We start from the raw sequence: 16029 nt of genomic DNA, 5'->3' as shown, positions 1-16029 counted from the left end.
GCTTATACGGGTTGCACGCCAACCGTCAAAATGATTAGTTCCGCGCGCCATTGGCGGTCGATATGGGCGGCTGATAGATTGCGCGCGGGGTGTCGGCGGCCGGCCGGACGGCTGCCACGCCGGGTGAGGGAGCGAATATTTCGATGGACAGCTTCGAGCTGAACAAGATTGCAGGTGCGGTGCTGAGCGTGGCGACCTTCACGCTGGGCCTGAGCGTGTTCTCCGACATGCTGTTTTACAACCCCCCACCGGAAAAGCCCGGCTTCGAGATCGCGGTGCAGGAAGCGTCCTCCGGCGCGGCCCAGGCCGCCGCTCCGGCCGATGTGCCGATCGCCCAGCTCCTCGGCGCGGCCAGCAGCGAGCGCGGCGCCGCCCAGGCCAAGAAGTGCGCGGCCTGCCACAACTTCGTCGAGGGCGCCGGCGCCAAGGTCGGCCCGGACCTCTACGGCATCGTCGGCCGTCCCGTCGCGAGCGCGGAGGGCTTCGCCTATTCCGCCGCCCTGAAGGGGCATGGTGGCGACTGGTCCTTTGAAACGCTGAACGACTTCATCAAGAACCCCAAGGCTGCCGTCCCCGGCACCGCCATGGGCTTCGCGGGCATCGCGAAGGAGACGGACCGCGCCGACCTGCTGGTCTATCTCAACACGCTCTCCCACAGCCCGCAGCCGCTGCCCGCGGCCGGCGAGGCGCCCGCCCCGGCCGATGCCAAGCCGGCCGCCCCGGAAGCCGCGCCTGCCCCGGCCGGCGAGCCCGCTCCGGCGGCTCCCGCCAATCCGTGACACGGCCGCGCTCCGGCGCGCGCTTTCACGATCACGTCAGGCCGGTGGCGCTTCGCGCCCCGGCCTTATTCTTTTCGGAACCTGGCCGTTCATAATCGTCGCGAAGCTGCGCGCGTCCGGTAATGTGGCACGGATGCGCGTCGCGTATTCGACGTTCGAAAAGGATCAGTGCATGCAAGCCTCGCCCCGCCGCTCCGACATCTTCGCGCCCGGCAGCCGCGCCACGCGGCCTCCCCTGACGCGGGCGCGTTTGGCGCTCGGCACCGCCCTTCTCGGGCTGGGGCTGCTGATGGGACCGGCGACGGCGCAGGAAAGCGGCACCCCGGCCGCCGCAGGAACGCCCGAGTGGCGGCACGGCCTGTCGCTCATGGGGCAGCCGAAATACCCCGCGGGCTTCAAGCACTTCGACTATGTGAACCCGGACGCGCCGAAGACCGGCCTGCTGCGGCTCTCCGTCGACGGGACCTTCGATTCGCTCAACGACATCGTGCCGCGCGGCACGCCGGCCGGCGGGCTCCAGCTCATCTACGACACGCTGATGGCGTCGGCCTTCGACGAGGTGGCCACGGAATACGGCCTGCTGGCGGAGGCGGTGAGCTATCCGGCGGACTATTCCTCGGTCTCCTACCGCCTGCGCCCCGAGGCAAAGTGGCACGACGGACAGCCGGTGACGGCGGAGGACGTCGTCTGGTCGTTCGAGCAGCTCACCAAGAACAACCCGCGCCAGGCCTATTACTACAGCCATGTGAAGAAGGCCGAGGTGACCGGCGAGCGCGAGGTGACGTTCACCTTCGACCAGGCCGGCAACCGCGAACTGCCGCAGATCGTCGGCCAGATCCGGGTGATGCCCAAGCACTGGTGGACCGGCACGAACGCCAACGGCAAGCCGCGCGACATCAGCCAGGGCATGCTGGAAGTGCCGCTCGGCTCCGGCCCCTACAAGGTGAAGCAGGTCACCCCCGGCCGCGCGATCTCCTTCGAGCGCGTGCCGGATTATTGGGGCAAGGACCTGCCGGTGAACATCGGCACCAACAATTTCGCCGAGCAGCGCTACGAGTATTTCCGCGACGGCACGGTCGAGCTCGAGGCCTTCAAGGGCGACCAGTACGACTTCCGGGTCGAGACCTCCGCCAAGGACTGGGCGACCGCCTACAACTTCCCGGCGGTCAAGGCCGGCAAGGTGATCCTCGAGGAATTCCCCGACCGCGCCTCCGGCTCCATGCAGGCCTTCATCCCCAACCTGCGGCGCACGAAGTTCCAGGACCAGCGCGTGCGCCGGGCGCTGAACTACGCGCTCGATTTCGACGGCATGAACCGCACGCTGTTCTTCGGCCAGTACAAGCGCACCGCCAGCTTCTTCCAGAACACCGAGCTTGCCTCCTCCGGCCTGCCGCAGGGGCTGGAGCTGGAGATTCTGGAAAGCGTGAAGGACAAGGTGCCGGCGAGCGTCTTCACCCAGCCCTACCAGAACCCGCCGGATGGCGGCGAGGAGGTGCGCCGCGCCAATCTGCGCGAGGCGGCGAAGCTGCTGCGCGAGGCGGGCTACGAGGTGAAGGGCGGCAAGCTGGTCAACGCGCAGGGCGAGCCGCTGACCATCGAGATCCTGCTCGCCAACCCGGCCTTCGAGCGCGTGGCGCTGTTCTACAAGCCGACGCTGGAGCGGCTGGGCATCACGGTGAACATCCGCCAGGTCGACGTCTCGCAATACATCAACCGCCTGCGCGCACGCGACTTCGACATGATCATCACCGGCTGGGGCCAGTCGCTCTCGCCGGGCAACGAGCAGCGCGATTTCTGGAGCACGGCGGCGGCCGACCGCGAGGGTTCGGGCAATTATGCCGGCATCAAGGACGCGGGCATCGACGCGCTGATCGAGAAGGTGATCTACGCCACCAGCCGCGACGAATTGGTCGCCGCCACCCGGGCGCTCGACCGCGTGCTGCTGGCGCATGACTACGTGATCCCGACCTGGAACTACCCGAACACGCGCACCGCCCGCTGGAACCGCTTCAGCCATCCCGAGAAGCTGCCGCAATATTCCTTCGGCTTCCCCGACATCTGGTGGTGGGACGCGCAGAAGGCGGCGCAGACCGGGGGCACGCAGTGAGCGCGGCGAAAGACGGTTTCAGCCGCCGTCAGATGCTCGTCCTCACGGCCGGCGCGGGTGCGGCTTTCGCCGCGCCGCGCCGCGCCCTCGCCCAGGCGGCCCCGTCGACGCCCGCAACGGCCGAACGCCACGGGCTCTCGGCCTTCGGCGACCTGAAGTATCCCGCCGACTTCACCCATTTCGACTATGTCGACCCGAACGCCGCCAAGGGCGGCACCTTCTCGCAGGTCGGCCCGACCGCCGCCTTCAACCAGTCCTTCCAGACCTTCAACTCGCTGAACGGCTTCATTCTCAAGGGCGACGGCGCGCAGGGCATCGACCTCGTCTTCGACACGCTGATGGTGCGCGCCTTCGACGAGCCGGACGCCATCTACGGCCTCGTGGCCAGGAGCGTGGCGATCTCGCCGGACGGCACCGTCTACCGCTTCCGCTTGCGCCCCGAGGCGCGCTTCCACGACGGCTCGAAGCTCACCGCCGAGGACGTCGCCTTCTCGCTGAACCTGCTGAAGGCGAAGGGGCACCCGATCATCGGGCAGAACCTGCGCGACATGGAGGGCGCGGAAGCGGAGGGCGAGGAGATCGCGGTGGTGCGCTTCGCCCCGTCGCGGGCGCGCGACGTGCCGCTCTTCGCCGCCTCGCTGCCGATCTTCTCCAAGGCCTATTACAGCGCCCGGCCGTTCGACGAGAGCACCCTGGAGCCGCCGCTCGGCTCCGGCCCCTACAAGGTCGGGCGCTTCGAACCGGGCCGCTTCATCGAATATGAGCGCGTCAAGGACCACTGGGCCGCCGGGCTGCCGGTGAATGCCGGCGCGAACAATTTCGACGTGGTGCGCTACGAGTATTTCCGCGACCGCGAGGTCGGCTTCGAGGCCTTCAAGGCGCGGGCTTATCTGTTCCGGCAGGAATTCACCTCCCGCACCTGGGCGACCGGCTACAATTTCCCGGCGCTGAAGGATGGACGGGTGAAGCAGGAGATCCTGCCCGACCGCACGCCATCCGGCGCGCAGGGCTGGTTCCTCAACACCCGCCGGCCGCAGTTTTCCGATCCGCGCGTGCGTGAGGCGCTGTCCTATGCCTTCGACTTCGAGTGGACCAACAAGAACCTGATGTTCGACGCCTACCGGCGCACGACGTCGTTCTTCGAGAATTCGGACCTGAAGGCGGAAGGCCCCGCCGGCCCCGAGGAAAGCGCGCTCATCGACGCGCTGGGCGAGCGCATCAGCTCCGGGGATGCCGCCGTGCTGAAGGGCGTGCCGTGGACCCCGCCGGTCTCGGACGGCTCGGGTCAGGATCGCGCCCTGCTGCGCAAGGGCGCGCAGCTCCTGAAGGAGGCCGGCTGGGGCATCAGGGACGGCCGGCTGATCAATGCCGAGGGCAAGACCTTCACGGTGGAGTTCCTCGACGACGAGAACGGGCTGGAGCGCCACACCGCGCCCTTCATCAAGAACCTCAAGCTGCTCGGCATCGAGGCCCATTTCCGCCTCGTCGATTCCCCGCAATACCAGCGCCGGCTCAACGATTTCGACTTCGACGCCACGGTGCGGCGCTTCTCGGTCTCCACGGTGCCGGGGGAATCGCTGCGCAACTATTTCGGGGCGACGGCGGCGAAGACGGCGGGCTCCAACAACCTGTCCGGCATCTCCGACCCGGTGGTCGACCTGCTGATCGAGAAGGTGATCGCCGCGCCGACGCGCGCGGAGCTGCGCACGGCCTGCCGGGTGCTGGACCGCCGGCTGCGGGCGGGGCGCTACTGGGTCCCGCAATGGTATTCGGCCGAGTTCCGCATCGCCTTCTGGGACGAGTTCGCCTGGCCCTCCGTGCCGCGCCCGACCTTCGCCCGCGCCATCCCCGAGATCTGGTCGGCGCGCGGGAGATCGGCAGGGTGAGCGCCCGCTGTTCTTCCCTCTCCCCACCGGGGAGAAGTGGCCCGCGAAGCGGGTCGGTGAAAGGCGACAAGGCTGCGGAGCGTCGAAGGCCCCTCACCTCACCCCTCTCCCCGACGGGGAGAGGGAGTTCTGCGGCCGGGATGACGGCTTTCTCCGAACAACCCCGCATGAACGGACGTTAAGTTGACGCGGTAGCGCCCGCCCTCCACCCTGTGCGCAACAGTCCGGTGACGCCCGGCGAAGGAACCTCGATCGCATGCTCGCCTATATCGTCCGACGCCTCGCGTTGATGGTGCCGACCGTCATCGGCATCATGCTGGTTTCCTTCGTGGTGGTGCAGTTCGCGCCCGGTGGCCCGGTCGAACGGGTGATCGCCGAACTGACCGGCGAGGGCTCCTCCGCCACGGCGCGCATCTCCGGCGGCGGCGGTGATTTCGGCGGCATGTCGCAGGGCGCGCCGACGGGCGATCCGGTCTCGTCGAAATATCGCGGCGCACAGGGTCTCGACCCCGCCTTCATCAAGGAGCTGGAGAAGCAGTTCGGCTTCGACAAGCCCGCCTATGAGCGCTTCGCCCTGATGATCTGGAACTATGCCCGCTTCGACTTCGGGCGCTCCTATTTCCGCGACATCTCGGTGATCGATCTCATCAAGGAGAAGATGCCGGTCTCGATCTCGCTCGGCCTTTGGATGACGCTGATCACCTACGCCATCTCCATCCCGCTCGGCATCGCCAAGGCCGTGCGCGACGGCTCGCGCTTCGACGTGTGGACCTCGGCGGTGATCATCGTCGGCTACGCCATACCGAGCTTCCTCTTCGCCATCCTCTTGATCATCCTGTTCGCCGGCGGGTCGTTCTTCTCCTGGTTCCCGTTGCGCGGGCTCACCTCCGACAATTGGGACCAGCTCTCGCTGGGCGCGAAGATCCTCGATTATTTCTGGCATCTCGCGCTGCCGATCACCTCCATGGTGCTCGGCGCCTTCGCCACCATGGCGCTGCTGACCAAGAACTCCTTCCTCGACGAGATCCGCAAGCAATACGTCGTCACCGCGCGGATGAAGGGGCTGTCGGAGCGGGCGGTGCTCTACCGCCACGTCTTCCGCAACGCCATGCTGATCATCATCGCCGGCTTCCCCGGCGCCTTCGTCGCCGCCTTCTTCTCCGGCTCGCTGCTGATCGAGACCATCTTCTCGCTCGACGGGCTCGGCCTGCTCGGCTTCGAGAGCGTGCTCAACCGCGACTACCCCGTGGTGTTCGCCAATCTCTACATCTTCTCCCTCGTCGGGCTGGTGGTGAACCTCATCTCCGACCTCACCTACACCTGGGTCGATCCGCGCATCGACTTCGAGACGCGGGACGTCTGAGCATGGACGCCGCGAATACCACCCTGCCCCCGGCCGCGCCCACCGGCACCCCGGCCGCCGCGCCGGCTCCGGAGACCGCGCGCCGCTCGCGCCTGTCGCCGCTCAACCAGCGCCGCCTCGCCAATTTCCGCCGCAACCGGCGCGGCTGGTGGAGCTTCTGGATCTTCTCGGTCCTGTTCGTGCTGAGCCTCGGCGCCGAGTTCATCGCCAACGACAAGCCCTTCCTGGTGGAATATGACGGCGGCTACTATTTCCCCGGCCTCGTCTCCTATCCCGAGACGACTTTCGGCGGCGACTTCGAGACGGAAGCGGACTACCGCGATCCCTACCTCCAGAAGCTGATCGCTTCGAGCGGTGGCTGGATGATCTGGCCGCCGATCCGCTACTCCTACTCCACTCATAATCTCGACCTGCCGACCCCCGCCCCCTCCCCGCCGACCTGGATGCTGACCGAGGCGCAGTGCGCGCCGGTGGTCGCCAAGCTCGGCCGCACCGGCGGCTGCGACGCGCTGGAATGGAACTGGCTCGGCACGGACGATCAGGGCCGCGACGTGCTCGCCCGCCTCATCTACGGCTTCCGCCTCTCGGTGCTGTTCGGCCTCGTGCTGACCGTCATCTCCTCCATCGTCGGCGTGGCGGCGGGCGCGGTGCAGGGCTATTTCGGCGGCTGGACCGACCTCATTTTCCAGCGCTTCATCGAGATCTGGACCTCGATCCCGGCGCTGTATCTGCTGCTCATCATCTCCTCCATCCTGGCGCCCGGCTTCTGGGTGCTGCTCGGCATCCTGCTGCTGTTCTCCTGGGTGTCGCTGGTCGGGCTGGTGCGTGCGGAATTCCTGCGCGCGCGCAACTTCGAATATGTGCAGGCGGCGCGGGCGCTGGGCGTGTCGAACGGCGTCATCATGTGGCGGCACATGCTGCCCAACGCGATGGTGGCGACGCTCACCATGCTGCCCTTCATCGTTTCCTCCTCGGTGATGACGCTCACCGCGCTCGACTTCCTCGGCTTCGGCCTGCCGCCCGGCTCACCCTCGCTCGGCGAGTTGCTGGCGCAGGGCAAGGCGAACGTGCAGGCCCCGTGGCTCGGCCTGACCGGCTTCTTCACGGTGGCCTTCATGCTGAGCCTGCTCATCTTCATCGGCGAAGCCGTGCGCGACGCCTTCGACCCGAGGAAGACCTTCCAATGAGCAAGACGCAGCCCCTTCTCTCCGTCCACGACCTGTCGGTCGCCTTCACGCAGGGGGCCCGGACCACGCTCGCGGTGGACCACGTGTCGTTCGACCTCCGGCGCGGCGAGACGGTCGCGCTGGTCGGCGAGAGCGGCTCCGGCAAGTCGGTGACCGCCCTCTCCATCCTCAAGCTCCTGCAATATCCCGCCGCCAGCCACCCCTCGGGGCGCATCCTGTTCAAGGGCGCGGACCTGCTCGCCATGCCGGAACAGGACATCCGGCAAGTGCGCGGCAACGACATCACCATGGTGTTCCAGGAGCCGATGACCTCGCTCAATCCGCTGCACACGGTGGAGCAGCAGATCGCCGAGATCCTGTTCCTGCACCGCGGCATGCGCGGGGCTGCGGCGCGGACGCGGGTGATCGAGCTGCTCACCGAGGTCGGCATCCCCGAGCCGGAGACGCGGCTCGGCTCCTACCCGCACCAGCTCTCCGGCGGCCAGCGCCAGCGCGTGATGATCGCCATGGCGCTCGCCAACGAGCCGCAACTGCTGATCGCCGACGAGCCGACCACCGCGCTCGACGTCACCGTGCAGGCGCAGATCCTCAAGCTGCTGAAGGACCTCCAGCGCCGGCTCGGCATGGCGATGCTGTTCATCACCCACGACCTCGGCATCGTGCGCAAGATCGCCGACCATGTCTGCGTGATGAACCACGGCCGCATCGTCGAGGCGGGGCCGGTGGCGGACATCTTCGCCAACCCGACCCATCCCTATACGCGCGCGCTTATCGCCGCCCAGCCGCGCGGCAACCCCGCCCCGCCGCACCCGGAGGCGCCGGTGGTGCTGGAGGCGAAGAATCTCAAGGTCTGGTTCCCGATCAAGGCCGGCGTGATGCGCAAGACGGTCGGCCACATCAAGGCGGTGGACGGCATCTCGGTGGAGATCCGGCGCGGCGAGACGCTGGGCGTCGTCGGCGAGAGCGGCTCCGGCAAGACTACGCTCGGCCTCGCCCTGCTGCGTCTCATCTCCAGCGACGGCCCCATCGTCTTCATGGGCAAGCCGATCGACACGCTCGGCTTCAAGCAGATGCGCAGCCATCGGCGCGAGATGCAGGTGGTCTTCCAGGATCCGTTCGGCTCGCTCTCGCCCCGCATGTCGATCGCCGACATCGTCGGCGAGGGGCTGAGGGTGCATCAGCCCAGGCTCTCCGCCGAGGAGCGCGATGCGCGCGTGATCGCGGCGCTGCAGGATGTCGGGCTGGAGCCGGAGAGCCGGCATCGCTACCCCCACGAATTCTCCGGCGGCCAGCGCCAGCGCGTGGCTATCGCCCGCGCCATCGTGCTGGAGCCTTCCTTCGTGGTGCTGGACGAGCCGACCAGTGCGCTGGACATGATCGTCCAGGCCCAGATCGTCGACCTGTTGCGCGACCTGCAGAACAAGCGCAGCCTCACCTATCTGTTCATCAGCCACGACCTGCGCGTCGTCGCCGCGCTCGCCTCGCGGGTGATGGTGATGAAGGGCGGCGTGGTGGTGGAGGAAGGCCCGGCCGCCGAACTATTCGCCGCGCCGCAGACCGACTATACGCGGGCGCTGTTCGCCGCCGCCTTCAACATGGAGACGGCAGCCGTGGCAGGCAACGGCGCCTAGAGGCAGGTCTCCCCATGACAGAACGAGCGAAAATCGGCGTGCTCGCCGACCGCTCCATCGACGTCGCCCTGACGCCGCCCGAAGAGGTGGGCGCCGGCTTCCGTCCCTATCACCGCATGGTGGCGACGCTGGACGGCGCGCGCGGCACGCCGCTGCGCCAGCGGCGCGACATCCTTCGGGTCGGCCCGGTGGTCGGCGTCCTCGCCTATGATCCCGACGCCGCCTGCTTCGTGCTGATCCGCCAGTTCCGCCTCGGCGCGCAGCTGGCGACAGGGGTCGGCGAGCTGATCGAGATCGCCGCCGGCCTCGTCGATCCCGGCGAGGAAACCGAGGCCGCCGCGCGCCGCGAATGCCGCGAGGAGATCGGCGTCGCCCCGCGCGCGCTCCTGCCGGCGGTGCGCTTCCTGCCGACGCCGGGCGTCACCGACGAATACGCCACCATCTATGTCGGCCTCGTCGATTCCACGCAGGTCCCCGCCGTCGCCGGCGAGCCGGGCGAGACCGAGCTGACGCATCCGTTCCTGGTGCCGGTGGAGGACGCGCTGGCGAGCCTCGCCGCACCCTTCCCCTACCCCTTCGCCAATGGCTTCGTGCTGATCGCCCTGCAATGGTTCGCGCTGAACCGGGCGCGGATCGAGGCGTTCGTCGCCGCCGGCCGCTAGAGCATTTTCGAGCGAAGCGGGCACCGGTTCGCGTGAAGAAAACACGACAACTCAAAGGTCTAGAACGTTTCAGTGCTTACGCTAAGCCATGAAACGCTCTAGAGAACGCCCGCGCTCCGCAGCCGGGCGCGCTCTTCGGCGGACAGGCCGAGCACCTGCGCCAGGACCGCATCCGTGTGCTGGCCGAGCGTCGGCGGCGCCAGCGGTGCGTCGAGCGGGGAATCGCTCAGCCGCAGCGGGCTGCGTACGCCGGGAGCCACCCCGCCCAGCACATGGGGAAGGTTCAGCGCCAGCCCGCGCGCGAGCGCCTGCGGCTCGGCGAAGGCCTGCGCGATGGTGTTGATCGGCCCCGCCGGGATGCCCGCCGTATCCAGCATGGCCAGCCATTCGCCCGTGGTCTGGCGCCTCAGGGCGGCCGCCACCAGCGGGATCAGCACCTCGCGATGGGCGACCCGGCCGGCATTGGCGAGGAAGCGCGCATCCCCCGCCACCTCCGGCAGATCGGCGATCCGGCAGAAGCGGGCGAACTGCGCGTCGTTGCCGACCGCGAGGATGAGATGGCCGTCCGCCGTCTCGAACGCCTGATAGGGCACGATGTTGGGATGGGCGTTGCCCAGCCGGCGCGGCGCCGTGCCGCCGACGAGGAAGTTCAGCGCCTGATTGGCGAGGCTCGCCATGGCGACGTCGAACAGGGCGAGGTCGACATATTGGCCCCGCCCGGTCCGCTGCCGCTGCTGGAGCGCCGCCAGCACCGCGATGGCGGCGTGCAGGCCGGTGAGCACGTCGACCAGCGCCACGCCGATCTTCTGCGGCTCGCTCTCCGGGCTGCCGGTCACCGACATCAGGCCGGACATGCCCTGGATCATGAAGTCGTAGCCGGCCCGGCCCGCCTCCGGCCCGTCCTGCCCGAAACCGGTGATCGAGCAGTAGACGAGGCGCGGGTTCAGCGCGGCGAGGCTGTCATGGTCGAGCCCGTAGCGCTTCAGCCCGCCGACCTTGAAGTTCTCCACCAGCACGTCGCTGGTCTGCGCCAGCCGGCGGATCAGCGCCTGCCCCTCGGGCTTGGCCATGTCGATGGTCACGGAGCGCTTGTTGCGGTTGGCGGCGAGGAAATAGGCGCTCTCGCGCGTCTCCCGCCCCTCGCCGTCCGCCAGCCAGGGCGGCCCCCAGCCGCGCGTATCGTCGCCGGCGCCGGGCTTCTCGATCTTGATGATGTCGGCGCCGAGGTCGCCCAGCATCTGGGTCGCCCAGGGGCCGGCGAGCACGCGGGAGAGGTCCAGCACCCGTATCCCGGCCAGCGCCTGCGCGGGGGAAGGGCTCGTTCGGTCATCGGTCATGGCGGGCCTGCCCGGTTCGTGGACGCGTCCGGTTCGTGAAGGGCCGGCATATCACGCGCGCGTCTTGTCGGCCTCATTCTCCGCGCGGGTGCGCTCGAGGAAGCCGATCAGCGAGACGCTGGCGCCGAGAATGTGCTCGCGGGTGAGCCGCGCCGCCTCGTCGGCGTCGCGCCGGATGCAGGCCTCCAGAATGCCCTGATGCTCGCGCCGGGCGCGCGCCATGCCGTCGGTCAGCACGAGCTGGGCACGCAGGTAGCGGTCCACGCGGTCGAGCGCGGCGCTGATGGTCTGGAGGTAATAGGGCCGCCCGGAGGGTTCGTAGAGGCTGTAGTGGAAGCGCCGGTTCAATTCGCCCCAGTGCGAGGAATCGCTCTCCGTCGAGAAGGCGTTGGCGAAGCGCTTGGCGTTCTCCAGTCCCTCCTCGGTGATGCGCTCCACCGAATAGCGCAGCACTTCCGGCTCCAGCAGCGCACGGAACTCGAAGATCTCGCGGATCTCCTCGGTGGACAGGGTAGTGACCACCGCGCCGCGATAGCGCTGGGTCGAGACCAGCCCCTGCTCTTCCAGCCGGGTCAGCGCCTCGCGCACCGGGATGCGGCTCACGTTGAACATGCGGGCAATGTGGTCCTGCCGCAGGGTCTGGCCTTCGGAAATGTCGCCCTTGGCGATCGCCTCGCGCAGCGCGTCGAAGATGACGTCGGAGGCGGACGCCATCTGCGCGATGTCCGTTGCCCTAACCTTCACCGCACTCCCCTTCCGGCTGACCCGCCGACCGGCTCGCACCGATTCGGCATCGACTAATGGCGTAGCACCCTGCCGTCTCGGCGCCCGCAACGCCAGTGCGCGCAGCACAGGCGGCAGGCATGCCGAAGAATTTCGCACAGATACTGCAAAAAGGATATTGCAACTTGGATCCAAAAATTGGAAGCTCTTTCCCGTCGCCGGCCGGCACCTGAAACAGCGGCGCCGACGGCCACTAACAGCAAACACATGTCCTTCAGAGGAGAGCCGTAATGGCTAAGGGAATCGGCATTCTGGCGGCCGCGGCGCTGACGCTCGCCGCCGCCATGCCCGCGCAGGCGGACAAGCTCGACGACATCATTGCTTCCGGCACGCTGCGCTGCGCGGTGGTGCTCGACTTCCCGCCCATGGGGTCGCGCGATGCCAACAACGAGCCGATCGGCTTCGACGTCGACTACTGCAACGACCTCGCCAAGGTGCTGGGCGTGAAGGCCGAGATCGTCGAGACCCCGTTCCCCGACCGCATTCCCGCTCTCGTCTCCGGCCGCGTCGACGTCGGCGTCGCCTCCACCTCCGACACGCTGGAGCGCGCCAAGACCGCCGGCTTCACCATCCCCTACTTCGCCTTCAAGATGGTCGTGCTGACCAAGGACGGCCTCGGCATCAAGGATTACGCCGACCTCAAGGGCAAGAAGACCGGCTCGGTCTCCGGCACCTTCGAGGCCATCGCGCTTGAGAAGGACGTGAAGACGTGGGGCACCGGCTCCTTCCGCGGCTACCAGACCCAGGCCGACGTGTTCCTCGCCCTTGCCCAGGGCCAGATCGACGCCACCGTCGTCACCTCCACCGTCGCCGCTGCGATCGTGAAGGAAGGCAAGTACAAGGGCCTGATGATGGGCGGCGACGCGCCCTACGACATCGACTACGTCGCGCTGATCGCGCTGCGCAACGAGCAGGGCCTGCTCAACTACCTGAACCTGTTCGTCAACCAGCAGGTGCGCACCGGCCGCTACAAGGAGCTCTACGACAAGTGGGTCGGGCTCGGCACCGCGCCGGACCTGACCGTGCCCGGCGTCTATCGCTGAGCCGGCAGACGCTCCCGTCGCCGGACGTCGCGGCCGGGCTTGTCCCCGGCCACGCACCGGCCTCCTCATGATCGCGACCGCGCATGCCCGGCATCGGGCCGGGCGTGCGGGTGGCGGCCTCGGGTCACGCTGAGCAAGCGAAAGCGATGAACTACACCTTTCATTGGCTGCCCGCGTTCAGGGCCCTGCCGGAGATGCTGGCGGGCGCGCTGGTGACGCTGGAGATCGCCGTGCTCTCCATGCTGCTCGGCGTGTTCTTCGCGGTGCTGCTGGCGGTGGCGAGCGGCTCTTCCTACCGCTCGCTGCGCGCCCTCGCCGCGACCTGGGTGGAGCTGGCGCGCAACACGCCCTCGCTGTTCCAGATCTACATGGCCTATTTCGGCCTCGGCTCGCTCGGCATCCATCTCGACAGCTTCGTCGCGCTGCTGGCCGGCATCACCTTCAACAATGCCGGCTACCTCGCCGAGACCTTCCGCGGCGGCCTGCGCGCCGTGCCGCAGACCCAGGTCCGCGCCGCCCGCTCGCTCGGCATGGGACAGGTGCAGGCCTTCCGCCTGATCGTGCTGCCGCAGATGTTCCGTATCGTGTTCTATCCGCTCACCAACCAGATGGTCTGGGCCATCCTGATGACCTCGCTCGGCGTCATCGTCGGCCTCAACAACGATCTCACCGGCGTGACGCAGGAACTCAACGTGCGCTCGTTCCGCACCTTCGAATATTTCGCCCTGGCGGCGGTCATCTACTACCTGCTCGCCAAGCTCGTCACCGTCTCCGCCCGCCTCATGGCGTGGCGCCTGTTCCGCTACTGAGGGAGGCGCCGCGATGTTCTCCTCCCTCTTCGAGACGACCTTCTCGCTCAACGACCTCTGGTTCATGCTGAAGGGCGCGGGCGTCACCCTCGCGCTCACCGGCTGGGCGGTCCTTGGCGGTACGCTGCTCGGCGTCGCCTTCGGCGTCGTCCGCGCGGTCGCGCCCTGGTGGGTCAACGCTCCGCTCGGCGCGGTGCTCGACGTGTTCCGGTCGATCCCGCTGCTGATCCAGCTGGTGCTCGCCAATTCCTTCAAGACCATCGTGGGCATCCACTGGAGCCCGTTCACGGTGGGCTGCGTGGTGCTGGCGCTGTACATGTCGGCCTACTGCACGGAGATCGTGCGCTCGGGCTTCCTCGCCGTACCGGCGACGACGCGCCGCGCCGCCCGCTCGCTGGGACTGAGCTACCGGCAGGACCTGACTGAGATCGTCTTCCCCATCGCGCTGCGGGTGGCGCTGCCGAGCTGGATCGGCCTCACCCTCGGCGTGATGAAGGACACCGCCATGGTCTGGTGGATCGGCGTCGTCGAATTGCTGCGCTCCTCGCAGGTGATCGTCACCCGTATCCAGGAGCCGCTCTTCGTGCTCTCCATCGCCGGCCTGATCTATTTCCTGATGAGCTTCCCCATCGCCCGCCTCGGGGCGCGGCTGGAGAAGCGCTGGCGCGAAAACGACTGAGAAAGACCATGTCGATCGAGATTCAGGACGTTCACAAATCCTTCGGCTCTCTCGAAGTGGTCAAGGGCGTCACCATGACCGTCGAGAAGGGCGAGGTGGTCTCCGTCATCGGAGGCTCCGGCTCGGGCAAGTCGACCCTGCTGATGTGCATCAACGGGCTGGAGCCGATCAATTCTGGCCGCATCCTCGTGGACGGCACCGACGTGCACGCCCGCGGCACCGACCTCAACAAGCTCCGCCGCAAGATCGGCATCGTCTTCCAGCAGTGGAACGCCTTCCCCCATCTGACGGTGCTGGAGAACGTGATGCTCGCCCCGCGCAAGGTGCTCGGCAAGTCGAAGGCCGAGGCCGAGGCCATCGCGGTCGAGAAGCTCAGCCATGTCGGCCTCGCCGAGAAGCTGAACGTCTACCCCTCCCGCCTGTCCGGCGGCCAGCAGCAGCGCATGGCCATCGCCCGCGCGCTTGCCATGTCGCCAGACTACATGCTTTTCGACGAGGTGACGTCCGCTCTGGACCCTCAGCTCGTGGGCGAAGTGCTCGACACCATGCGCCTGCTCTCCGCCGAGGGCATGACCATGATCTGCGTCACCCACGAGATCGCCTTCGCCCGCGAGGTGTCGAACCGCGTGGCCTTCTTCCACAAGGGCCGGATCCACGAGATCGGCCCGCCCGCCCAGGTGATCGGCAATCCACAGCAGCCGGAAACCGTGGCGTTCCTCAAATCCGTTCTGTGATACCCGATCGATTTTTCGAGAGACCGAAGGAGCATTTCCCATGTGGCAGGGCGTCTTTCCCGCCGTTACCGCCAAGTTCAACGAGGACGACACCCTCGATCACAAGGAGATGGAGCGCTGCTTCGCCTTCCAGATCGAGGCCGGCGTCGATGGCATCATCGTCAACGGCTCGCTGGGCGAAGGTCCGATGCTCTCGCATGACGAGCGCCTCGCCGTCCTGAAGACCGCCAAGGCCGTCGCCGGCAAGAAGCCGGTGCTGATGACCATCGCCGACGCCGCCACCCGCGACAGCGCCGCGCTCGCCAAACGCGCCGCGCAGACCGGCGCCGACGGGCTGATGGTGGTGCCGAGCCTCGTCTACCACACCAACCCGAAGGAGACGGTGGCGACGCTGAGCGCCGTCGCCGAGGCCGCCGACCTGCCGGTGATGATCTATTCCAACCGCATCGCCTACCGGGTCGACGTGACGGTCGAGATCATGGCCGAGCTCGCCAAGGACAAGCGCTTCGTCGCGATCAAGGAGTCCTCGGACGACATCCGCCGCGCGATCGAGATCGTCAACGCGCTGGGCGACCGCTACGACGTGTTCACCGGCGTCGACAACCTCGCCTATGAGGCGCTGGCGGTCGGCGCGGTCGGCTGGGTCGCCGGCCTCGTGGTCGCCTTCCCGCACGAGACGGTCGCGATCTACCAGCTGATGAAGGCCAAGCGCTACGATGAGGCGCTGGCGATCTACCGCTGGTTCCGCCCGCTGCTCGACCTCGACGTGTCGACCTACCTCGTCCAGAACCTGAAGCTGGTCGAGGCGCTGGTCACCGGCACCACCGAGCGCGTGCGCGCGCCCCGCCTGCCGCTGGAAGGCGAGCAGCGCGCCAAGGTCGAGACGATCGTGCGCGAGGCCCTCGCCACCCGCCCGGCCCTCGCCAAGGCGGCGTGAGCCGATCTCTTTGCCGACACCCCCGTCTCCGGAGCCACGGCTCCGGAGACACGCATGACAGGCCGCCCCTTCAACCGACAGGCGACCGGCCG

General features: G+C 67.9%; 14 protein-coding genes. 12 read left to right on the top strand and 2 right to left on the bottom strand.

Annotated elements, in window-relative coordinates; all coding sequences use genetic code 11:
* Positions 1 to 143 precede the first annotated feature (143 nt).
* The 7 genes from FO470_RS06075 to FO470_RS06045 all read left to right on the top strand — a co-directional run bounded on the left by FO470_RS06075 (position 144) and on the right by FO470_RS06045 (position 9615).
* A complete protein-coding gene (locus FO470_RS06075; RefSeq protein WP_144341971.1) occupies positions 144 to 779 on the top strand; it encodes a c-type cytochrome in 636 nt (211 codons plus the stop codon).
* A 289-nt stretch (positions 780 to 1068) separates the two neighbouring features.
* Complete coding sequence (locus tag FO470_RS06070) at positions 1069 to 2886, top strand: extracellular solute-binding protein (RefSeq protein ID WP_186291866.1); 1818 nt, start codon at positions 1069 to 1071, stop codon at positions 2884 to 2886.
* Between the two features lie 32 nt (positions 2887 to 2918).
* Positions 2919 to 4772 carry an extracellular solute-binding protein gene (locus FO470_RS06065; RefSeq protein ID WP_144342084.1) on the top strand — a complete coding sequence of 618 codons (1854 nt, stop codon included), beginning with the start codon at positions 2919 to 2921 and terminating at the stop codon, positions 4770 to 4772.
* 256 nt (positions 4773 to 5028) lie between these two features.
* Positions 5029 to 6135: a microcin C ABC transporter permease YejB gene (locus FO470_RS06060; protein ID WP_144341969.1), complete on the top strand. Its 1107-nt coding sequence runs from the start codon at positions 5029 to 5031 to the stop codon at positions 6133 to 6135.
* A gap of 2 nt (positions 6136 to 6137) precedes the next feature.
* Complete coding sequence (locus FO470_RS06055; protein ID WP_144341968.1) at positions 6138 to 7322, top strand: ABC transporter permease; 1185 nt, start codon at positions 6138 to 6140, stop codon at positions 7320 to 7322.
* Positions 7319 to 8953: an ABC transporter ATP-binding protein gene (locus tag FO470_RS06050; protein ID WP_144341967.1), complete on the top strand. Its 1635-nt coding sequence runs from the start codon at positions 7319 to 7321 to the stop codon at positions 8951 to 8953. The genes FO470_RS06055 and FO470_RS06050 overlap by 4 nt, the downstream gene beginning before the upstream one ends.
* A 14-nt stretch (positions 8954 to 8967) precedes the next feature.
* Positions 8968 to 9615 carry an NUDIX domain-containing protein gene (locus FO470_RS06045; protein ID WP_144341966.1) on the top strand — a complete coding sequence of 216 codons (648 nt, stop codon included), beginning with the start codon at positions 8968 to 8970 and terminating at the stop codon, positions 9613 to 9615.
* A 98-nt stretch (positions 9616 to 9713) separates the two neighbouring features.
* Here the strand turns inward: FO470_RS06045 and FO470_RS06040 are convergent, their stop codons facing one another.
* Together FO470_RS06040 and FO470_RS06035 are read right to left on the bottom strand one after the other, a co-directional pair.
* On the bottom strand, positions 9714 to 10952 hold the full coding sequence (locus tag FO470_RS06040) for a CaiB/BaiF CoA transferase family protein (RefSeq protein WP_144341965.1): 1239 nt from the start codon (positions 10950 to 10952) through the stop codon (positions 9714 to 9716).
* A gap of 51 nt (positions 10953 to 11003) precedes the next feature.
* Positions 11004 to 11666: a GntR family transcriptional regulator gene (locus FO470_RS06035; protein WP_144341964.1), complete on the bottom strand. Its 663-nt coding sequence runs from the start codon at positions 11664 to 11666 to the stop codon at positions 11004 to 11006.
* Between the two features lie 299 nt (positions 11667 to 11965).
* Here FO470_RS06035 and FO470_RS06030 point away from each other — a divergent pair, with 299 nt between their 5' ends.
* The 5 genes from FO470_RS06030 to FO470_RS06010 all read left to right on the top strand — a co-directional run bounded on the left by FO470_RS06030 (position 11966) and on the right by FO470_RS06010 (position 15937).
* Entirely contained in the window at positions 11966 to 12778 is an 813-nt protein-coding gene (locus FO470_RS06030) for an ABC transporter substrate-binding protein (RefSeq protein WP_144341963.1), read from the top strand.
* Positions 12779 to 12924: 146 nt separating this feature from the next.
* Entirely contained in the window at positions 12925 to 13587 is a 663-nt protein-coding gene (locus tag FO470_RS06025; protein ID WP_144341962.1) for an amino acid ABC transporter permease, read from the top strand.
* Between the two features lie 13 nt (positions 13588 to 13600).
* Entirely contained in the window at positions 13601 to 14266 is a 666-nt protein-coding gene (locus FO470_RS06020; protein WP_144341961.1) for an amino acid ABC transporter permease, read from the top strand.
* Positions 14267 to 14274: 8 nt separating this feature from the next.
* On the top strand, positions 14275 to 15000 hold the full coding sequence (locus FO470_RS06015; protein WP_144341960.1) for an amino acid ABC transporter ATP-binding protein: 726 nt from the start codon (positions 14275 to 14277) through the stop codon (positions 14998 to 15000).
* Between the two features lie 40 nt (positions 15001 to 15040).
* A complete protein-coding gene (locus tag FO470_RS06010; protein ID WP_144341959.1) occupies positions 15041 to 15937 on the top strand; it encodes a dihydrodipicolinate synthase family protein in 897 nt (298 codons plus the stop codon).
* Positions 15938 to 16029: the final 92 nt, after the last annotated feature.

It is taken from the genome of Ancylobacter moscoviensis, assembly GCF_007559435.1.
GTDB lineage: Bacteria > Pseudomonadota > Alphaproteobacteria > Rhizobiales > Xanthobacteraceae > Ancylobacter > Ancylobacter moscoviensis.
This window is presented reverse-complemented; position numbering and strand designations above follow the sequence as displayed.